Below are 18,932 nucleotides of genomic sequence, written 5' to 3'. Positions count from 1 at the left end.
CGATGCGCCAGATTCAGTTCATTCGTTCGAACACGTTCCTGTGGGCCGCGGCGATAGCAGCCACGCTGGCGTTGTTCGTCGCCGCCCTGTTCGCCTTCATCTACTGGAAGATCGACGACTACCTGATCATGCGATCCGACCGCATGATTGCAACGCAGCTCAACTTCATGGCCGAGCTGCCGCCCGGCCGTCTCATCGACGCGATCTCCGATCATCTCAAGCAGGATTCCAGGGGCGTGCAATATGCCGGCCTGTTTGATGCCGTAGGGACTCCGCTTGCCGGCAACATCGGGCGATTGCCATCACAGCTCGATCTCGGCGGGCCGGTCCGGAGCGTGCGGCTCGCACGGGCCGGGCCGTCGGCGGTTCGCGATGCCGTTGTCAAGGCCGCCGGCAGGCGGCTGGGCAACGGCCATATCCTTGTGATTGGAAGGAACGTCGACGAGACGCGCGAGATATCGATCGTCGTCGGGCAGGCGCTGCTGCTCGGTCTGCTGCCGGCATTCTGCCTCTGCCTACTGGCCGGGGCCTGGCTGAGCGTCCGCGCCCAGAGGCGAGTCGAGCAGGTGAACCAGAGGGTCCAGCGCATCGTGGCCGGCGATCTCCGCGAGCGACTCCCGGAGACCAACGCGGACGATCCGTTCGCGCGGCTGGCCAGGATCGTCAACGGCATGCTCGATGAAATGGAGACCACGATCAACGCGTTGGCGGGTGTCGGCAACGATATCGCTCACGATCTCAGGACACCGCTCACGCGAGTCCGCCTGGCTCTGGAGCGCGGGCGCACGCATGCGGCCACGCTGGAGGACCTTCAGGACATCGTGGACAAGGCAATGGCCGGAATCGACCAATCGCTCGCAATCGTCACCGCGCTGCTGCGCCTGGCCGAAATCGAGAGCAGCAGCCGTACGGCCGGCTTCGGCGATGTCGCGCTCGACGAGATCCTGCGACAGGTGTGCGACGTGTACGAACCCATTGCCGAAGACAAGGATATCGACATCGATGTCGAGATCGACCGCAAAGTGCAGGTGCGGGGTGATCGGGACCTGCTGTTCGAGGCGGTTGCCAATCTCGTGGACAATGCCGTCAAGTTCACCCCCGCGGGCGGAAGAGTGACGCTCGAGCTGGTGTCGGACGACAGGGCCGTGCTCGTGCGCGTGAGCGATACCGGCCCCGGCATCGGCGAGTCGGAGCGCGAGGCGGTGCTGCGTCGGTTCTATCGCTCCGACAAGATGCGCAACACGCCGGGAGTGGGACTGGGACTGAGCCTCGTCGCTGCGATTCTGAAGCTGCACGGCTTCTGCCTGACCATTTGCCCGGCACCCGGCGGACGGGTGGAGATCCTCGCCACGACGGGCGCGACATCACGCGAACCCGCGGCATCGGCGCCGGATCGTTCGCTTCACGCGAGCCTCGCGCCGATGTGACCGCCGATGCCACGTGCGACCCGTGCGAAGCGGAAAGAGCGGCGGGATCTCTGAAAGCGAATTCAGGCTTGTTAAGTGCAGTTTACTGGCGCCGTCAGTCGGAGGCTTCTTACGTTCGACTTGCCGGTTCGAATGTGGGAGCAAAAGATGCCAATGCGACATGCGGGTTTGAGCAGGATCGAGACGGCTGAGCCGGGCAGGCGTACGGCGGCTGCTGTGTTCAATGCGTATTCCTCCGTCATCGGCCGGTACGACCTGCTCGAACGCGAGCAGGAGCAGCAGCTTGCGCGTCGCTGGCAGCAGACGAGGGACGGCGACGCCGCGAACGCGCTCGTCACGAGCCACCTCCGGCTCGCCGCCAAGGTCGCGCGGAGCTACAGGGGATACGGCCTTCCATTCGCAGATCTCATGGCCGAGGCCAATCTCGGGCTGGTGATTGCCGCGTCGCGGTTCGAGCCCGACCGAAACTCGCGATTTTCCACCTATGCGACGTGGTGGATCAAGGCCGCCATCCACGAATACATCCTGCGCTCCTGGTCGCTGGTCAAGATCGGAACAACGGCCGCGCAAAAGAAGCTGTTCTTCCGGCTTCGCGGCGAGATGAGAAAGGCCGGCCAGGGCGGGATGGCACGGCTTACCCCCGATGTCGCCGAGGCGATCGCCACCAAGCTCGAAGTTTCGGCGCGCGATGTGATGGAGATGGATTGCCGCCTGCACGGCGACCTATCGCTGAATGCACGGGTTGGCGGCGACGAACAAGGTACCGAGTGGGAGGCCTTGCTTGTGGACGAGGCGAGCGACGCCGAGACCGTCCTTGCTGATCAGGATCAGATGGAACATCGGACCGATGCCCTGCGCATTGCGTTGAATGGCCTCACGGGACGCGAGCGGCGCGTGCTGGAGGCAAGGCGGCTGGCGGAGCATCCCCCGACGCTCGATCAGCTCGCCCGCGAGCTTTCGATCTCCAGCGAGCGCGTTCGGCAGATCGAGATTCGCGCCTTTGCAAAGGTCAGGCGTGCCGCCATCCGTGCCACCCTGGAGCCCGCAGCGGCCGCCTGCGGACAGGGGCGGCGCGTGGCGTCGTCTCTGTCGCCACCCACCTGTCCCGACACTATCTCGAGCGCGAGGCGTTCGCATCGACGTGAGCGATCGAGAGGTCGCGATGCTGAACTCGATTTCATTTGAACGGTCAAGCATCGTCGCCATCTGAAAATTTCCCGCAACCTGCTCGAAGTAGTCGTCTCCATGGGAATTGTCCGCTTTGCGCTCCGGTTTCCGCACACATTCTATGTGCTCGCGGCGCTGATCCTGTTTCTCGGCGGCATCTCGGTCTGGTCGATGCCGACGGATATCTTTCCCGAGATCCGCATCCCCGTCGTCACCGTCATCTGGAGCTATACCGGCCTCTCGACGCCGGAGATGGAGCAGCGCGTCTCCACGTACAGCCAGTATTCGATCAGCGCCAATGTCAGCGGCATCAAGAACATCGAAGCGCAGACGCTCAATGGTCTGTCGGTTCAAAAGATCTACTTCCAGCCGGACGTCAATCTCGATCTCGCGATCTCGCAGATCGTATCGGCAACGAACGCCATCCGCGCCCTGATGCCGCCGGGCATTCAGCCGCCCGTGATCGTGCAGTTCAATGCGTCGAGCGTGCCGGTACTGCAGCTCAGCCTCGAGTCCGACAAATTGAACGAGCAGCAATTATACGATTTCGGCATCTATCGGATCCGGCAGCAACTGGCTCCCGTTCCGGGGGTGACGCTGCCGACGCCTGCCGGTGGCAAATATCGCCAGATCATGGTCGACATCGACCCGAACAAACTCTCGTCGCGCGGATTGACGCCGCTCGACATCGTCAATGCGGTGAACACCCAGAACCTGACGCTGCCGACCGGAACGGCGAAGATCGGCGATACCCAGTACACCGTGCGAACCAACGCGACGCCGGCCTCGATCAAGGATCTCAACATGATCCCGGTCAAGTTCGCGAACGGCGCGACGATCTTGCTGAAGGATGTCGCCCAGGTTCGGGACGGATCGCAGGTCCAGCAGAATATCGTGCGCGAGGATGGTCACCGTGCGGTTCTGCTCAGCGTGATCAAGAATGGCAACGCCTCGACGCTTGCCGTCGTCAACGGGGTCAAGCAGGCCTTGAAGTCGATTCGGGCGTCGGCGCCGGCCGGGCTGAAGATCAGCGAATTGTTCGACCAATCGGTCTTCGTCACCCACTCCGTCGACGGCGTGCTGCGCGAAGGAGCGATCGCGGCCGGTCTCACGGCGCTGATGATCCTGGTATTTCTGGGATCGTGGCGGTCGACGCTCGTCGTCCTGATCTCCATCCCGCTCGCGATGCTGTCCTCGCTCATCGTGCTCCATTTTCTCGGCGAGACCCTCAACACGATGACGCTGGGTGGGCTGGCGCTCGCAGTGGGCATTCTGGTCGACGATTCGACGGTGACGATCGAGAACACGCATCGGCTCTGGACCGAGGAGGGGATGCCGCTGTCGGAAGCGACACTGCACGGTGCGGCCGAGATCGCCGTACCGACGCTCGTCTCCACGCTCGCCATCAGCTGCGTCTTCACCTCGGTCATATTCCTCGAAGGACCGGCGCAATACCTCTTCACGCCGCTCGGCCTTGCGGTGGTGTTTGCCATGCTGGCGTCGTACGCGCTGTCGCGGACTCTCACGCCGATCACGATCGGTCTGCTGCTGAAGGGCGAGCGGCGCCATGGCGAGGGCGAGAGTTCGTCCGGCATGTTTTCGCGCGCATCCGCCGCGTTTGAGCGCAGCTTCGAGCGCCTGCGCGACGGATATTCCGAACTCCTGACGACCCTGCTCCGGAGCCGCAGCATCGTGCCGATCGCTGCCGTGCTCGTGCTGGCGCTTGGGGCCGTCATGTTCGTCTACGTGGGCAGGGACTTCTATCCCCTGATCGACGGCGGTCAGATCCAGCTCCATGTTCGTGCGCCCGCCGGGACCCGGATCGAGCGCACCGAGGCCATCTTCCAGGCGGTCGAGGACAAGATCCGCGAAGTCATTCCGGATCGGGATCGCGGGCTGATCGTCGACAATATCGGCTTGCCGGCGCGTCCCTACAATCTGGCCTTCACCGACGGATCGACGATAGGAGTGAACGACGGCACGATCCTGGTATCGCTCAAGGACGGCCACAGGCCGACTGCGGATTACGTCAAGAAGCTGCGCCAGGTCCTGCCAGCGGCATTCCCCGAGGACGTCTTCTATTTCCAGGCGGCGGACATCGTCACCCAGATCCTGAATTTCGGCCTGCCGGCGCAAATCGACGTCCGTACCGTCGGCTACGGCGCCAACAATCTGTCCGTGGCGAAGGAGCTGCAAAAGCGCCTGGCGGCCATTCCGGGAGTCGTCGACGCGCATCTTCAACAGGAGGTCGACGCTCCCGCATTCTACGCCGACATCGACCGCACAAGGGCCGCACAGCTGGGGCTCAACGCCAGCACGGTGGCGACCAACATCAATGTCAGCCTCAGTTCGTCCGCCCAGGTCTCGCCGAATTTCTGGACCGACCCGACGTCGGGCATCCCCTATTATCTTGCCGTTCAGACGCCGGAGTACCGGGCCAACTCGCTCAACGCACTGGGGAACACGCCGGTGTCGGCCTCGTCGGCTGCAAGCGGACAGACGGTGCCTGGGCTGCTCAGCAATGTTGCGACCTTCAAGCGCGGGACTGTACCCACCAATTTGAACCAGGCAAACGTTCAGCCGGTGTATGACGTCTATGCGAGCGTGCAGGGGCGTGATCTCGGCGGCGTCTCGGCCGATATCGGCAAGGTCACGTCGACGCTTCAAAAGCAGCTCCAGCCGGGAAATTCGATTGAGGTCCTGGGGCAGATCCAGAGCATGCATCAATCGTTCCGCGATCTCGGGATCGGGCTGCTGTTTGCCGCCATCCTGGTCTATCTGTTGATGGTCGTGAATTACCAGAACTTCGGCGACCCCCTTGTCGTCATCATGGCGTTGCCCGCGACCTTCTGCGGTATCATGACGATGCTGTTCATCACGGGGACGACGCTGAACGTGCCTTCGCTGATGGGTGCGATCATGGCCGTGGGCGTCGCATCGGCCAATTCCATCCTGCTCGTGACGTTCGCGCGTGACGCGCAACTGAATGGGCACACCGCGTTCGAGGCTGCGCTGAGCGCGGGCCGCACGCGAATCCGCCCCGTGCTGATGACGGCTGCCGCGATGATCGTGGGCATGATCCCGATGGCGATCGGAGGGCCGGGCGAGGAGCAGAACGCGGCGCTCGCCCGTGCCGTCATCGGCGGGCTGCTGTTCGCAACGCCGACGACATTGCTGATCGTGCCCTATCTTTTCGCCTGGCTGCGCAAGCGCAACGACGGCAAGCCTCACCAGGGCGTGTTCGAGGAGTTACCGGAATGAGCGATGTTCGCGTGCGGACCAACAGCCACGACCTGAGCGAGCCGCCGGATGCGGAAAGCGGCCGCATCGTGGAGCTCCCAGGCAAGAACGCGCGACCGCGCCGCCGGTACGGCGGCGCATGGCTCGGCGGCGCCATGTTCCTGCTCCTTGCCGGCGGTCTCGGCGTGGGCGGCTGGCGGCATTATCAGGCCGCACGCGATCTGGCTGTATCGGCAGAGCAGATCAGGACTGCCGTTCCGGAGGTTCGGGTGGCCACGGTCCGCGCCAGCGGCGAGTTCATGAAGGTCACCCTGCCGGCGACGACGACGGCATTTGAGGCGGCGAACATTTTCGCACGGGCCAGCGGCTACATCGAGAAGCGCTACGTCGATATCGGCGATCATGTGAAGAAGGGCGATCTCCTGGCGGAGATCACCGCGCCGGAACTCGACCAGCAGATCGCGCAGGCACAGGCGACGCTGGCGCAGAACCAGGCGGCGTTGCAGCAGGCACAGGCGAGTCGGGAGCTTGCCGACGTCACCAATACGCGGGACAGCAATCTGGTCAAGCAGGGCTGGTTGACGGCCCAGCAGGGCGACAACGACCGTCTTACCCTGCGCGCCCAGCAGGCGGCCGTGAGCGTCGCCCAATCGAACATCACGGCACAAGAGGCGCAGATTCGCGTGCTTCAACAGGAAAAGGCCTACCAGCGCGTGGTGGCACCGTTCGACGGTGTGATCACGCAACGCAACGTGGACAATGGCAGCCTCGTTCAGGCGGGATCGACCTTCATGTTCACGCTGATGCATTCGAACGTGATCCGAACGCAAGTTTTCGTGCCGCAGGACGAGGCCTTCGGCGTCGCGCCGGGCGTCGAGGCCGAGATTCACGTTCCCGAGATCCCGGACCGGGCATTTCCAGGGAAGGTCACGCGCATCGCGACCGCGTTGCAGCCGGGAAGCCGAACGCTGCTGACCGAGATCGACGTGCCCAATCCCGATGGCGCCTTGAACCCCGGCATCTACTGCACGGTCGAACTGTCGATCCCGCGCAAGACGCCGTCGATGTCGATTCCGGCCGATGCGCTGGTCTTCGACCAGAACGGCCTTCATGTCGCGGTCGTGCGCAACGGCACCGTTCATTTGCAGAAGGTCTCGATCGCGCGGGATTTCGGCACGTCGGTGGAAGTGCGCGAGGGCGTGCGGCCCGGTGAGCAAGTCGTGCTCAATCCGGCGGTCAATCTGGCGGAGGGCAGCCAGGTCACCATTCGCAAGAATGAGGCCAGCCAGGGGGGACAGACATGATCCGGATCGGTTGCGCCGCGCTCGCCATCCTGCTGCTCGGCTGCTCTGCGGGCGAAGCCCAGGTCGCGACGACCGGCAGCACGGCGATGAGCCTGCCGACCGTACCGGGCGCGATCGTCACCTCACCGCTCAATAGCCCGGGTCCGTTCTCCGCAACGACCGTGCAGGGCGCGCCCGACACCACGCTGGCACCCGTTCCGCTCGCCTCGGATCCGACGACCCCGGGTACGGTCGTCGTCTGTGCGCCACCATCGACGTCTCCGATGTCTCCGACGTCGATGCCCACAATGCCGACCACATCGAGCACGGGATCGCCGACGGCGGGGAATGTGGCTCCAATCGTACCGGTCATGGGACAGAACGGGAGCTCGATCGGGACAATTTCCGCGGCCGCGCCGTCAGGGACAGGAGTGACGGTGGCGTGCAGCTCAACGCCGGGCGGGACGGTGGCGAGCGCGGCCAGTTTGCCGCTCTCGATCCCGCAAGTGCAGGCCGGGCCGCCGCCGGGTACGATCCCGGTCGCGATCAGCGGCGACGTCGGAACGGGCATTGATCCGAGTGCTGTCGTCGCGCCCAGCCCCAACACCTCGACCTGTGCGGAAAGCATGACGATGAATCTGGCATCTCCTGCGACAGTGCTGCCGGCCAACGCGTCAGGTGCGGCGCCGACGCCGGGAGTCTCGCCGATCTTGCCGCCGGGGTGCTGAAGGGGCAGCCGTGCAGCGCAACCGCCTTATCGCCATGTCGCGACCATCACGACAGAAGGATGGATGCGTCACCCGAAACGGTCGTCGCCGCTCTGCCGGGCGGCGGCAAACGTTCCTGATGTCGGCACCTCCATCGCCCGTGCAGCGGCGGTGACAGAGCGGACGACTCGAGAGTTGTCGATCGAATTGGAGGAATGACAGCATGAGGAGCTGCCATTCCTCTTTTCCGCGTAAGCCAAAAGGCCCCGAGACGCGCAACGACCCGCTTCAGTTCAGCACGCGCAATTGCGTTCTGCCGAGGCAGCGTTGTCCGGCCGGTGCGCTCAATAGCCGGACTTGGGCTCGCAGGGCGGGCGACGCCACGGGGCAGATGCATAGGCGCCGACGTCCGGAGCCCGCGTGCAACCGCGCTTGGAGGTAACCGGAACACGTTGAGCCGACGCGTAGGCATCGACATTCGTCCGCCGCGCGTTCGTATTGCCTTCACGCGCCATCGCCGGGGAAGCAACCATGGCCGCAGCGATCAACCCGGCCGAGAACAGCTTCAGTGTAGTCATCGTACATCTCCTTGACAAAGCGACGCCGGGAACGCCTCGGCTCGCGCATCAGACATGTGCATGCGTGCACCGGATCGGCAGTATCAATTGAACGATCATTTTCGTCGTTGCACGAAGGGATGCATGCACATCCACGCCGCGGGTACGCCGCATCGCGCGGTCGTACTCCGTTTGAGGCGTGAACGATGGTCACCTGAATCTGGTAGTTGTACTTGTTTGCTCGTTCGGCTTGTCATCGGCGCCAGTGGTGGTTGCGAACCTGAACCGCGCCAAACACGGGAGCCGCGCCACCGGGGCGCTCAAGCCCCATTCGTCCTGCCGGGGTCAACGCACCACCATTCAGCACGTCGCGGTCGGGATACATCGAGGCAAAGGTTGCGGGCTCCTGGTCGGCGAAGGACCAGGCGGCGGAGGCCGACGATACTGTCGCAGTTGAGATCAGCACCGAGGCGATCAGGATCTTGAATGCATTCATAGCGAGTCTCCATTGCTTTCTCGTGCGGAGAGTCGCTTTGTGGGGATCGCTGCTCGGCTGACGGCGTTTCCAGAATTGTATTCTATGTCGAGATATATAGGCAGCCTCGTCCGCAAGGCCCGTGATTGTGCATCACTGTTGCGAGAAGATGGCCGAGTGCAAGACATGGAGCCCAGGCTTTCGACGAATACCTCATACGTCGTCGAACAGAATTCCGTCAGCGATGTCAGAATTGATCGCGCCATCGTGCGATGGTCAGATCGCGCGCGGTGCCCGGTTCTAGACGCAGCAGCTGGGACTGCGAGCCATGAGGTCAATCTCGTTTCTGCGTCGTTGCCTGGATTGTGCTCTCGGGGCCGTATCCGAAGAATTCACTCGGTACGGCGCTTCCATCGTCAGAGAGTGGTGGGCTCTGTTCAAGCAGCAGTGGATGCCCCGGGGGCGTCATCCGATCCACCGATCGGATACATTGCGGCCTTGGCAAGCACCGCATCCCCCGTGCTCCGGAACGTTCCGCAATGCGCTCGCCGCTCAGCACTCCGTCACGGAGAAGTGCGCGGATGGTTTCGACGCCTCATTGCCGGATCAGGATGCCATGACGAATTGAGGCGATCTTGCCATTCCGCGCGCTTGTAGCGGGATTGCACGCGACCGCGCAGCCCTCGTGATTGGGCGGGGCAGGGCCTCACGGCATTCAGAAAGTGCGTGCCTTCACGAAATTGACGGTGCGTTTGGGAAGATCGGCATAGCGGCGGTCCGCTAAGTTCCGCTCATGTCATCAAGCGGAGAGCTGCGCGCTTTCGAGCGCCGGGCGGCCGCCGCGTTGCGAGAGGACTTGATGAATCAGCCAGGTAGAGTAGAGCGTTCGAGCCTTGGATGGCTCGTTCTGATTGCCGCCGTGGTCGGCGGCAGCGCCGCCGCCTTTGCGTACACCGCGGGGTGGCTCACGCCGGGGCGTCTTACGCCGGATCGCATGATTGCAGCGTTGACGCCTCCGAGCGGCCCGCCGCTGGGGCACCGGCGGAATCATGCCAAGGGAATCTGCTTCACCGGCATGTTCGAAGCGAACGGAAATGGTGTCGAGCTGTCCCGCGCCAAGGTGTTCGTGCAGGGCCGCTATCCGGTTCTGGGCCGTTTCAATCTCGGTACGGCCGATCCGAACGCGGTGGACGCGACCGTGCGCGTGCGCGGCATGGGGCTCCAGATATCGGCGGCGGACGGAGAGGAGTGGCGAATGGCGATGATCAACCCGCCATTCTTTGCGGTGTCCACGCCTGACGCGTTTCACGACCTGCTGGTTGCGGCCGGCAAGAAGGATCCGGAGGCGATGAAGACGTTCATCAGCGCAAATCCGGAGTTCGCCGCTTTCGCAGCCTGGGCCAAGGCGGCGCCCTGGACCGGAAGCTACGCGGAGGACTCGTATAACAGTCTCAACAGCTTCGTCTTCACGAACGCGAAGGGCGATGAGCACACCGTGCGGTGGTCGCTGGTGCCCACGGCAGAGCCTGCTTCCATCGCCCAGGCGGAGCTTGAGAAACGCGGCCCGGATTTTCTCGAGCAGGAGATCACGAACAGGGTGAAGTCCGCGCCGCAACGGTGGACCATGGTCACCACTGTGGCCGAGCCGGGCGATCCGACCGCTGATCCGAGCAAAGCCTGGCCGGACAACCGGCGCAAGGCCCAGGTCGGAACGCTGGTCGTGCAGCGAATTGAACCTGAGCGGGATGGGCCCTGCCGCGACATCAACTTCGATCCGACTGTGCTGCCGCAGGGCGTCCGGGTGTCGGACGATCCGTTCCCGGCGGCGCGCTCGTCCGTCTACCGCAAATCCTACGATCTTCGCGCAGCCGAAGCCGGCGACTATCCGAGAACCGAGGTTGCCAAGCCATGACCAGTGTCCCGCAACGCTTCGCCCCGATCCAGCGGCTGCTGCACTGGCTGATGGCTATCTGCATCATCGCCATGCTCTTCGTCGGTGTAGGCATGGTGTCCACCGTGGCCCAGAAATACCTGCCGCTCATCCTGATCCACAAGACGCTCGGCGTTGCACTCCTCGTGCTCGTCCTGGTCAGGCTGGCGTTGCGGCTTCATTTCGGCGCGCCGCCATTGCCGGCCGACCTTCCGCCGGCGATGAAACTGGGAGCGCGATTGTCGCATCTTTTGCTCTATGGCTTCATGATCGTCATGCCCTTGCTTGGTCTCGGCATGCTCTGGGCCGCGGCCTATCCGGTTGTCCTGTACGGCGGGATTCAGATTCCGGCGTTGCTGCCGCAGAGCGACTACGCGCACACGCTGTTTTGGAATGCGCATGTCTATCTGGGGCTCACGTTCTTCGCCCTCGTGCTGCTGCATCTGGCAGCCGCGCTGTTCCACGCCTTGATCCGTCGCGATGGCGTGTTCGGGACGATGTCGCCTCTGCCGCAGCGTCAGCAGATGAAGCCTACCGAATAAGCGATCGCGCGCCGGTGGGCGTGCAATCCGGGAACGATGCTTCGGCACGGAAAGACCGGCTGCCCGACCTCTGGCTAGAAATTGTCCACTTTCCAACAAGGAGCCAACCATGACCAAAGCAGACCTGCAAAGCCCAACGGATCTGGGAGCCAATGCGAACCGTGACGTTCCCGCCGCGTTGAGAGCGCTGCTGGCCGACGTTTTCGCGCTGTACATGAAGACGAAGAACTTCCATTGGCACGTATCTGGCAGTCATTTTCGCGACTACCATCTCATGCTCGATGAGCAGGCCGAGCAGATCTTCGCCATGACCGACGATATCGCCGAGCGCGCGCGCAAGATCGGCGGCACCACGCTGCGATCGATCGGTCACATCGCCCGCGAGCAGCGCCTTCTCGACAACGACGCGGATTATGTTGATCCGCAGGATATGCTGGCCGAGCTGCGCAGCGACAATCAACAGCTGACACGGGAAATGCGCCGGGTCCACGAGCTCTGCGACGAATATGGCGATGTCGCCACCGCAAGCCTGCTGGAGAACTGGATCGACGAGACGGAACGGCGGATCTGGTTCCTGTACGAGACCGGGCGGAGCGGTGCGAATTCGTAGGAAGGCAAGCTGTTCGGCCGGGAGGCGGGTGAAGGATGAGCAGTCTCTCGGAGCTATCGTCGGATAGCGGCACCAACGCGGAGCGCATGTTGCTGCGCGAGCTGGCCCATCAGATCGAGGGCGAGCTCGAGTCCGTGATCGAGTTGCTCTCGGAGGCTGCCGGTCGTTGCGAAGGCACGGAGGCGAGAGCGATACTCGCTTCCGTGCAGGATCGACTAGAAAGCCATGTGTGCCTCCACCACGCATTGCAGATGCCCCAGTTCGCCACGACCATCGATCTGGCCTCCTATCTCCAGCAACTGTGCAGGTCGATCAGCCGCTCGCGGCTCGAGTATGAGGGCATCGCGCTTTCGCTCCTGCTCCAGCCGCTCAAGGTAAGCTCCGAGCGTTGCTGGCTGCTGGGCATGATCGTCTTCGAACTGATCACCGCCTCGGCGCGTCACCTCTCCCTCGATGGGGCCGGCGCCATCCGGCTCGAAGTCTGGGGAACGGCAAATTCGGTCACGTGCTGTATCATCGACAATGGGACAACCGCCGAAGGCCGGCCCGGGCTCGACCGTTCCACCGTCGATATGCTCGTTGCGCGTCTGAATGGAACGATGGATATCCGCTTCGGACCCGATGGGACCAGGACCGTCGTCGAGATCCCGCGTCGGGCCTAGCGCGGTCTCGACGCGCGACGACGGGAAGCTTCCCGTTCGTGCCCCGCAAGCTCACCGCGCCAACGCTCCGCATCGTGCAGATCAACAATATCGTCGTTTTTGCGAAAGATGGAGCGCGGGCCCGCTTGTACCCTTGCTCCCATTCATGACCGGGAGAGCGGTCATACGTGCAAGGGTCAAGCCATGGCAGATATGTCGCACTCGAAGGCGTCGCTTGGAAGGGCCATCCACGCGATCAGCGGAAAATGGGGCTGGTTCGTTGCGCTGGGCGCAGGCGAATTGGTCCTCGGTGGCATTGCGACCGCAAACCTGGTGGCCGCCAGTCTCGCCTCCGTGCTGGTCATTGGCGCCACCATGGCTGTCGCGGGCATCTTCCAGATTGTGCATGCCTTCTCGGTGCGCGCCATGCGGGGATTCCTGTTCTGGCTGCTCGCGGGCGTTGTTTACGGCGCGGCCGGGATCATCATCCTCTATGATCCGGTGCTCGCCTCGTTCACGCTGTCTCTCGCGGTGTGTGCCTTCCTCGTCGTCGCCGGTGGGATGCGGATCTGGGCAGGCTTTCATATGCGACCGGCCGCGGGTTGGCGCTGGATCGTCGCCGCCGGTATTTTGACATTCTGCGTCGGCGTCATGCTGGTGGCGGCTTGGCCCGCGATCGGCCTGTGGCTGCTCGGTGCGATGCTGGTGGTCGACCTGATCTTCCAGGGCTGGGGTTTCATTGCATTCGGGCTGGCGCTCAGAAGCAGGGCGTCCCGCCACTCGGCCCAGCCGGCGACGGTGTGAGCCATGATGACGGGATCGACTTTCACGCGGCACTCGGAGATTGCCTGGCGCGGCGGCCAGACGCGGTCGACCTCGCGGCTGATCGCCGAGGAGACGGCCATCGCGCTCACCTATAACGGCTCGACCCATGCCGTGATGATGGGAACGCCCGCTGATCTCGAGGATTTCGGTATCGGGTTCAGCCTCACCGAAGCCATCGTCAGACGAAGGAGCGAGATCAGGAGCATCGATCTGATCCCAAACGATCTCGGCGTCGAGGTGCGGATGTGGCTCGATGGTGACCGCGCGGCCTCTCTGGCCGCCCGACGCCGAGCCATCAGCGGTCCGGTCGGCTGTGGGCTATGCGGCATCGAAAGCCTTGAACAGGCGCGCCGCGCGCCCTCGCGGGTGCGGGATCGTAGCATTGTCTTCCGCGCAGGGGATCTGCTGAACGCGATGCAGGCCCTGTCTCCGCTCCAGACCTTGAATCGGCAGACGCGATCCGTTCATGCGGCGGCCTTCTGGACGCCTCGCACCGGCATCGGTCCGGTCAGGGAGGACGTCGGCCGGCACAATGCTCTCGACAAGCTCACGGGTGCGATCCTCCGCGAGGGCGGTTCGGCCGGCGAGGGCGCCGTGCTCCTGACGAGCCGCGTCTCGGTCGAGATGGTGCAGAAGGCGGCGATGATGGGCGTTCCGGTCGTCGTGGCCGTATCCGCTCCGACCGCGCTCGCCATCCAGACTGCGAAGGAAGCGGGCATCACGCTGGTGGCGATTGCCCGCGATGACGGATACGGCGTGTTCACACACCCGCGACGCGTTCTGCTGCCTGACGAGGCTGCTCCGCGCGCGGAGGGCTGACACTGGGCCCATCAGCATGGCAATGCAAGCCGCATCTCCGGACGCCGCGGCCGAGCTGCGCGCCGTCGCTTATGCTCCGGAACGATCGCTCCTCGTTGCGGCTCTGCTGACGTTTTCGGGCGGCTTTCTCGATGCCTTCACCTGGCTCTCGCTCGGTGGTGTGTTCGCGAGCTCGCAGACCGGCAATGTCGTTTTCCTTGGCATCGATGCCATGTCCGGGCGGTGGCAGCAAGCGGCGCACCATCTGCTGCCGATCGTCGGCTTTCTTCTCGGTGCCTGGGTGGCGATCCGCGTGCGGGCGCCGCTGCGTTGTCTCGTTGCGCATATCGTCTGCCTTGCGGCAGCGATGCTGTTGCTGCATCGGATCCCTGATCCGATCGCCATTCTCGGAATCTCCTTTGGCATCGCGCTGGAGTCGGCCAGCTTCAGTCGCGTCGGTCGCTGGAGCTATCTCTCCGTCACCGTGACCGGCAACATGTTGCGCGCTATCGATCAGTTCGTGTCGACCTCCGATCGTGACGCCTTGCGTGGTGGCGTGGCCATGCTCGTGCTCTGCCTGATATTCCTCTGCGGTGCGGCCTTCGGGGGCTATGCGACGACGCGGCTCGGGGCGGCCAGTATTGCGGTGCCGATCGCATTGTCGGCGTGCGCTCTGCTGCTGTGCTTGCGGAGCCATGCCATTCGGCAAAGGGGCGTTCGTTCGCGAAAGCAGGCCTGCCGGGCGCAACGTATCATTTCCAGCACGTGCCTTGATGACACTTTCCGAGATCAACCGCCGCGAGAGCCAGGGATGAACGACCTCCGCAAAGAGACAGTCAGCCTCGGTGAAGTGTCCGTTTCCGCGGACAAGCTCGCGTAGCGAGCGTGAGAAAAGAGGGGGCTTACCCATGGATCCAACGGCGCTTCTCCTGTCCCGGCTGCAGTTTGCTTTCACCATCTCGTTCCACATCATTTTCCCGGCCTTCACGATCGGGCTCGCCGCCTGGCTGACCGTGCTCGAAGCGATGCACCAGTACAGTGGCAGGCCAGTGTACCGGACGCTGTTCGAGTTCTGGCTCAAGATCTTCGGCGTCGCCTTCGGCATGGGCGTCGTATCCGGCGTCGTGATGGCGTTCCAGTTCGGAACGAACTGGAGCGTGCTGTCCAAGATGTCGGGGCCGATCCAGGGCCCGCTGCTGGCCTACGAGACCTTCACCGCCTTCATGCTGGAGGCGGGTTTCTTCGGTATCCTCATCTTCGGACGGCCTCGGGTGCCGCCCTGGTTCTATCTGTTCTCGACCGCGATGGTCGCGCTCGGAACCACGCTGTCGGCGTTCTGGATCATGGTCAACAACAGCTGGATGCAGGTGCCGACCGGCTATGTCCTGCAAAACGGCCAGTTCGTGCCTGACGATTGGGCGCAGATCATCTTCAACCGGGTGGTCTGGGTCAGGTTTCCGCACATGCTGCTCGCCTCTTATCTGACGGGCGCGTTCTGCGTGGCGGCGACCGGCGCGTGGTACGTGCTGCGGCGGACCTATCGGCCCGAGGCACATGTCATGTTGCGCATGGGCCTTGCGCTCGCGGCCGTGTTGCTTCCAGTCCAGCTGTTCATCGGGCATCTCGTCGGCGACTACGTTCACGATTACCAGCCGGCCAAGTTCGCCGCGATCGAAGCGCGCTGGCATGACGAGCAACCGGCTTCGGAGGTGCTGATCGCGATCCCGGACTCGAGCACCGAATCGAACAGATATGCCATCTCGATCCCGGTGCTCGGCAGCATCATCGCAAGCATGAGCCTGAACTCGAAGGAGGTCGGCCTGAGCAGCTTCGCGCCGCAGGACCGCCCGCCGGTGGCAATCCCGTTCTTTGCCTTCCGCATCATGGTCGGCTGCGGCTTCGTGATGCTGGGGCTTGCCTGGCTCGGGACCTGGCTCGGGCTCAAGCATCGGCTCGAGCGGAGCCGCTTGCTGCTGTGGGGGATCTTCCTCAGCTTTCCATTGCCCTGGATCGCCATCCTCACGGGCTGGTACACCGCGGAAGTCGGCCGCCAGCCATGGACGGTCTATGGGGTGCTACGCACGGCAGATGCCGCGACGCCGTTCCTGACCGCGTCGGCCGCCACGGCTTCGCTGATCCTCTTCGTCGCGGTCTACGCCTTCATCTTCTCGTTCGGAACCTATTACATCTATCGGCTCTTGCGCGCCGGACCGGCGGGACTCGGCGGCAAGCCGCTGCACGTTCCCGTGCCCAACCGGCCGATGTCGCTCGCCGACAAAATGCCGACAATCGTCGAGGCGGGAGAATAGCCATGGTGACGTTCTGGGTTGCGCTTCTTGCCACCAGCATCCTGATCTATCTCCTTCTGGACGGCTTCGACCTCGGGGTCGGGATGCTGTGCGGCCTCGCACACAGCGAGGCGAAGCGGGAGACGATGCTGCACACGGTTGCTCCGGTCTGGGATGGCAACGAGACCTGGCTGGTCGTCACCGGCGTGATCATGTGGGGCGCGTTTCCGCTGGCATACGCCACGGTGATGTCAGCCTTCTATATCCCTGTCGTCGTGATGCTGCTCGGATTGATCCTGCGCGGCGTGGCGTTCGAGTTTCGCGGCAAGGCGCTTCGTTCGCGCTGGGTTTGGGACGTCAGCTTCGTCGCGGGCTCGTTTGCCGCCAGCTTCATGCAGGGCGCGATGGTGGGCGCGCTCGTGGAAGGACTTCAATTCTCCAACGGCGACTACGCCGGCGGGACGTTCGGCTGGCTCACCGTCTTTTCTACCCTGTGCGGGATCGGACTCTGCTTCGGATATTCGCTGCTCGGCGCCTGCTGGCTGGTGAGGAAGTGCGATGGTCTCGTTCGGGACGCCGCGCGGCGCCAGATCCCGCCGCTGGCGATCGGCGTCCTGATCTTCCTGATCGTCGTCTTCGCCTATGCGCTTGCCGAACATCTGCCGATCCTGCAGCGCTGGACCGACCGGCCCTATCTGTTCCTGTTTCCGCTCGTCGGCGCCTGTGCCGCTGCCGTGCTCGCCACGAGTGTCCTGCGCCACGACGATTACTGGCCATTTCACATGGTCGCGCTGATCTTCGCGGCGGCGTTCGGCACGCTCGCCCTGTCGTTCTGGCCCTACATGATCCCGTTCGTCGTGACGATCGACGAGGCCGCGGCGCCTCATGCAAGTCTCGCATTCATGTTCTGGGGCGCCGGCCTGTTCGTCTTTCCGCTGATGCTGCTCTATCTCGCGGTCGGCTATCGTGTCTTCCGCGGCAAGTCTGCCCCGGCCGTCGACCACTACTGACGGCTGCACGGCTCGAACTTGCCGCGAATTACGGCGGACAAGAAGAAAGGCGCCGTTTCCGGCGCCTTTTTCGCTAAACCGCTCTCGTTGAGCGGCTTCAGGATTTGGGCATGACGCCAGGACTGTTGTCCGGCCATTGCGCGATCAGCTTCTCGTCGATGTTGAAATGCTGGGCGACGAGCTTGGGCGGCGTGTGCGTCAGCCAGTTGGAGAGCGAGACCTCCTCGTAGCGCGGCGCACGGAACACGCCGATGAACTGCAGCTCGGTGTCGCCGACATTCTCGACATAATGGCCGAGATTACGCCGGACATAGCCGATGTCGCCGGCCGCGAAATCCGTCGTCAGCGCGTTCGGACCGGTGTCGAACACCGTCATCCGCGCCTTGCCCTTGATGTAGTACTGCCACTCGTCGGCGTTCGGGTGCCAGTGCATTTCCCGGACCGCGCCCGGCGGCATCGTCACCAGCGCCGCAGCGATGGTCGTGGACACCTTGAAGTTGTTGCTGTCGGCGACGCGGATGCTTCCGGCGGAGCTCTCCTTGACCGGGGTCGAGCTGCCGAGCGAGTGGACGAAGGGGTAGGGTGGCGCTTCGGCGTGCCTGGCGACTGCGGCGCGATCGGCGGCGAGATCGCCGGGCACGGTCCCCTGGAAGATCCAGAGATTGTGCAGCGGGATCTTCGCGAAGGCCTCGGCTGGGACGCCGAAATTCTTCGCCAGGACCTCGGGCGGGGTATGGGCGAGCCAATCCGTCACCAGCAGCGTGTTGAATTCATTGGCATGGCCATCATCGAAGCAGATCACGAACTCGCAGCCGTCGGGACCCAATCCCTGCAGCGAATGAGGCGCACCCGATGGGAAATACCAGAGGTCGCCGGCTTTGACGTCGGCGACGTAGGGGCGTCCCTGGGTGTCGAGCACCGTGATGCGGCAGGTGCCGTAGGTCATGATCGCCCATTCGGCGGCCTGATGCCAATGCAGCTCGCGGATGCCGCCGGCGGACAGCCGCATGTTGACGCCGGAGATCTCCTTGGAGATGGCGAAGTCCTCGACGGTGACCTGACGGGCCCAGCCGCCATTCTGGATGCGTCTCGGCGCGTTGTTGAACGAGGCCCAATCCATCGGCAGGCCGCCGACGTCGGTCGCGGGCGGGGTCTGTGCCGATGGGAATTGCTTGGCCAGCGCGGGATTTTGCGGACCGGGATCGGTCAGGCTTCCCGGACTCTTGGCGTTTACGGCACCTTGCGGTGGCTCGTCCGGATTGCCGAAGCTTGCGGCCTGCGCACTTGTGCCGACCATGGCGGCGCCTGCCGCGGACATAGCCAGCAGATCACGTCGTGAAAACATGTTGGGTCGCTCCTGAAGATTGTCCAAAGCCCTCTGTCACGACGGGGCTTCAATCGCCCAGCCTAGTTTCCGCTTGCCGTTTCAGCT

17 protein-coding genes are annotated in these 18,932 nt (G+C 63.7%); 14 read left to right on the top strand and 3 right to left on the bottom strand.

The window, feature by feature from the left end; all coding sequences use genetic code 11:
- Positions 1 to 2 precede the first annotated feature (2 nt).
- The 5 genes from ACM42_RS00540 to ACM42_RS00520 all read left to right on the top strand — a co-directional run bounded on the left by ACM42_RS00540 (position 3) and on the right by ACM42_RS00520 (position 7,845).
- Positions 3 to 1,427, top strand: coding sequence for a sensor histidine kinase (locus ACM42_RS00540; RefSeq protein WP_271526183.1), 1,425 nt, complete (start codon positions 3 to 5; stop codon positions 1,425 to 1,427).
- Positions 1,428 to 1,574: 147 nt separating this feature from the next.
- Positions 1,575 to 2,612: an RNA polymerase sigma factor RpoH gene (gene rpoH, locus ACM42_RS00535; RefSeq protein ID WP_442868882.1), complete on the top strand. Its 1,038-nt coding sequence runs from the start codon at positions 1,575 to 1,577 to the stop codon at positions 2,610 to 2,612.
- A gap of 60 nt (positions 2,613 to 2,672) precedes the next feature.
- Entirely contained in the window at positions 2,673 to 5,855 is a 3,183-nt protein-coding gene (locus tag ACM42_RS00530) for an efflux RND transporter permease subunit (RefSeq protein ID WP_271526182.1), read from the top strand.
- Complete coding sequence (locus tag ACM42_RS00525) at positions 5,852 to 7,138, top strand: efflux RND transporter periplasmic adaptor subunit (protein ID WP_271526181.1); 1,287 nt, start codon at positions 5,852 to 5,854, stop codon at positions 7,136 to 7,138. The genes ACM42_RS00530 and ACM42_RS00525 overlap by 4 nt, the downstream gene beginning before the upstream one ends.
- The gene (locus tag ACM42_RS00520) at positions 7,135 to 7,845 is read left to right on the top strand and encodes a hypothetical protein (RefSeq protein WP_271526180.1); all 711 of its coding nucleotides are present in this window, start codon (positions 7,135 to 7,137) and stop codon (positions 7,843 to 7,845) included. The genes ACM42_RS00525 and ACM42_RS00520 overlap by 4 nt, the downstream gene beginning before the upstream one ends.
- 323 nt (positions 7,846 to 8,168) lie before the next feature.
- Here the strand turns inward: ACM42_RS00520 and ACM42_RS00515 are convergent, their stop codons facing one another.
- Positions 8,169 to 8,402 carry a hypothetical protein gene (locus tag ACM42_RS00515; protein WP_239622747.1) on the bottom strand — a complete coding sequence of 78 codons (234 nt, stop codon included), beginning with the start codon at positions 8,400 to 8,402 and terminating at the stop codon, positions 8,169 to 8,171.
- A 232-nt stretch (positions 8,403 to 8,634) separates the two neighbouring features.
- Positions 8,635 to 8,877, bottom strand: coding sequence for a hypothetical protein (locus tag ACM42_RS00510; RefSeq protein ID WP_271526179.1), 243 nt, complete (start codon positions 8,875 to 8,877; stop codon positions 8,635 to 8,637).
- An 838-nt stretch (positions 8,878 to 9,715) separates the two neighbouring features.
- On the opposite strand from ACM42_RS00510, the gene ACM42_RS00505 reads away from it, so the two are divergent.
- The 9 genes from ACM42_RS00505 (at position 9,716) to cydB (ending at position 17,500) form a co-directional block, all read left to right on the top strand.
- Entirely contained in the window at positions 9,716 to 10,768 is a 1,053-nt protein-coding gene (locus tag ACM42_RS00505) for a catalase family peroxidase (protein WP_271526178.1), read from the top strand.
- Complete coding sequence (locus ACM42_RS00500; RefSeq protein ID WP_271526177.1) at positions 10,765 to 11,328, top strand: cytochrome b; 564 nt, start codon at positions 10,765 to 10,767, stop codon at positions 11,326 to 11,328. Before ACM42_RS00505 ends, ACM42_RS00500 begins: the two co-directional genes overlap by 4 nt.
- Before the next feature lie 109 nt (positions 11,329 to 11,437).
- Positions 11,438 to 11,938 (top strand): Dps family protein, encoded by a 501-nt coding sequence (locus ACM42_RS00495; protein WP_271526176.1) that lies wholly within the window; start codon positions 11,438 to 11,440, stop codon positions 11,936 to 11,938.
- A gap of 86 nt (positions 11,939 to 12,024) precedes the next feature.
- Positions 12,025 to 12,600, top strand: a complete 576-nt coding sequence (locus ACM42_RS00490; RefSeq protein ID WP_271526175.1) for a histidine kinase dimerization/phosphoacceptor domain -containing protein — start codon at positions 12,025 to 12,027, stop codon at positions 12,598 to 12,600.
- A gap of 183 nt (positions 12,601 to 12,783) precedes the next feature.
- Positions 12,784 to 13,383 (top strand): HdeD family acid-resistance protein, encoded by a 600-nt coding sequence (locus ACM42_RS00485; protein ID WP_271526174.1) that lies wholly within the window; start codon positions 12,784 to 12,786, stop codon positions 13,381 to 13,383.
- Positions 13,384 to 13,386: 3 nt separating this feature from the next.
- Positions 13,387 to 14,223, top strand: coding sequence for a formate dehydrogenase accessory sulfurtransferase FdhD (gene fdhD / locus ACM42_RS00480; protein ID WP_271526173.1), 837 nt, complete (start codon positions 13,387 to 13,389; stop codon positions 14,221 to 14,223).
- Entirely contained in the window at positions 14,147 to 15,082 is a 936-nt protein-coding gene (locus ACM42_RS00475) for a YoaK family protein (protein ID WP_271526172.1), read from the top strand. Before fdhD ends, ACM42_RS00475 begins: the two co-directional genes overlap by 77 nt.
- Before the next feature lie 28 nt (positions 15,083 to 15,110).
- Positions 15,111 to 16,511, top strand: coding sequence for a cytochrome ubiquinol oxidase subunit I (locus ACM42_RS00470; RefSeq protein WP_271526171.1), 1,401 nt, complete (start codon positions 15,111 to 15,113; stop codon positions 16,509 to 16,511).
- A gap of 2 nt (positions 16,512 to 16,513) precedes the next feature.
- Complete coding sequence (gene cydB / locus ACM42_RS00465; protein WP_271526170.1) at positions 16,514 to 17,500, top strand: cytochrome d ubiquinol oxidase subunit II; 987 nt, start codon at positions 16,514 to 16,516, stop codon at positions 17,498 to 17,500.
- Between the two features lie 97 nt (positions 17,501 to 17,597).
- Here cydB and ACM42_RS00460 read toward each other — a convergent pair whose 3' ends face one another.
- Entirely contained in the window at positions 17,598 to 18,845 is a 1,248-nt protein-coding gene (locus tag ACM42_RS00460; protein WP_271526169.1) for an oxalate decarboxylase family bicupin, read from the bottom strand.
- Between the last annotated feature and the right edge of the window lie 87 nt (positions 18,846 to 18,932).

The sequence above is a fragment of the Bradyrhizobium sp. CCBAU 25338 genome (assembly GCF_028128965.1).
GTDB classification, from domain to species: domain Bacteria; phylum Pseudomonadota; class Alphaproteobacteria; order Rhizobiales; family Xanthobacteraceae; genus Bradyrhizobium; species Bradyrhizobium liaoningense.
This window is presented reverse-complemented; position numbering and strand designations above follow the sequence as displayed.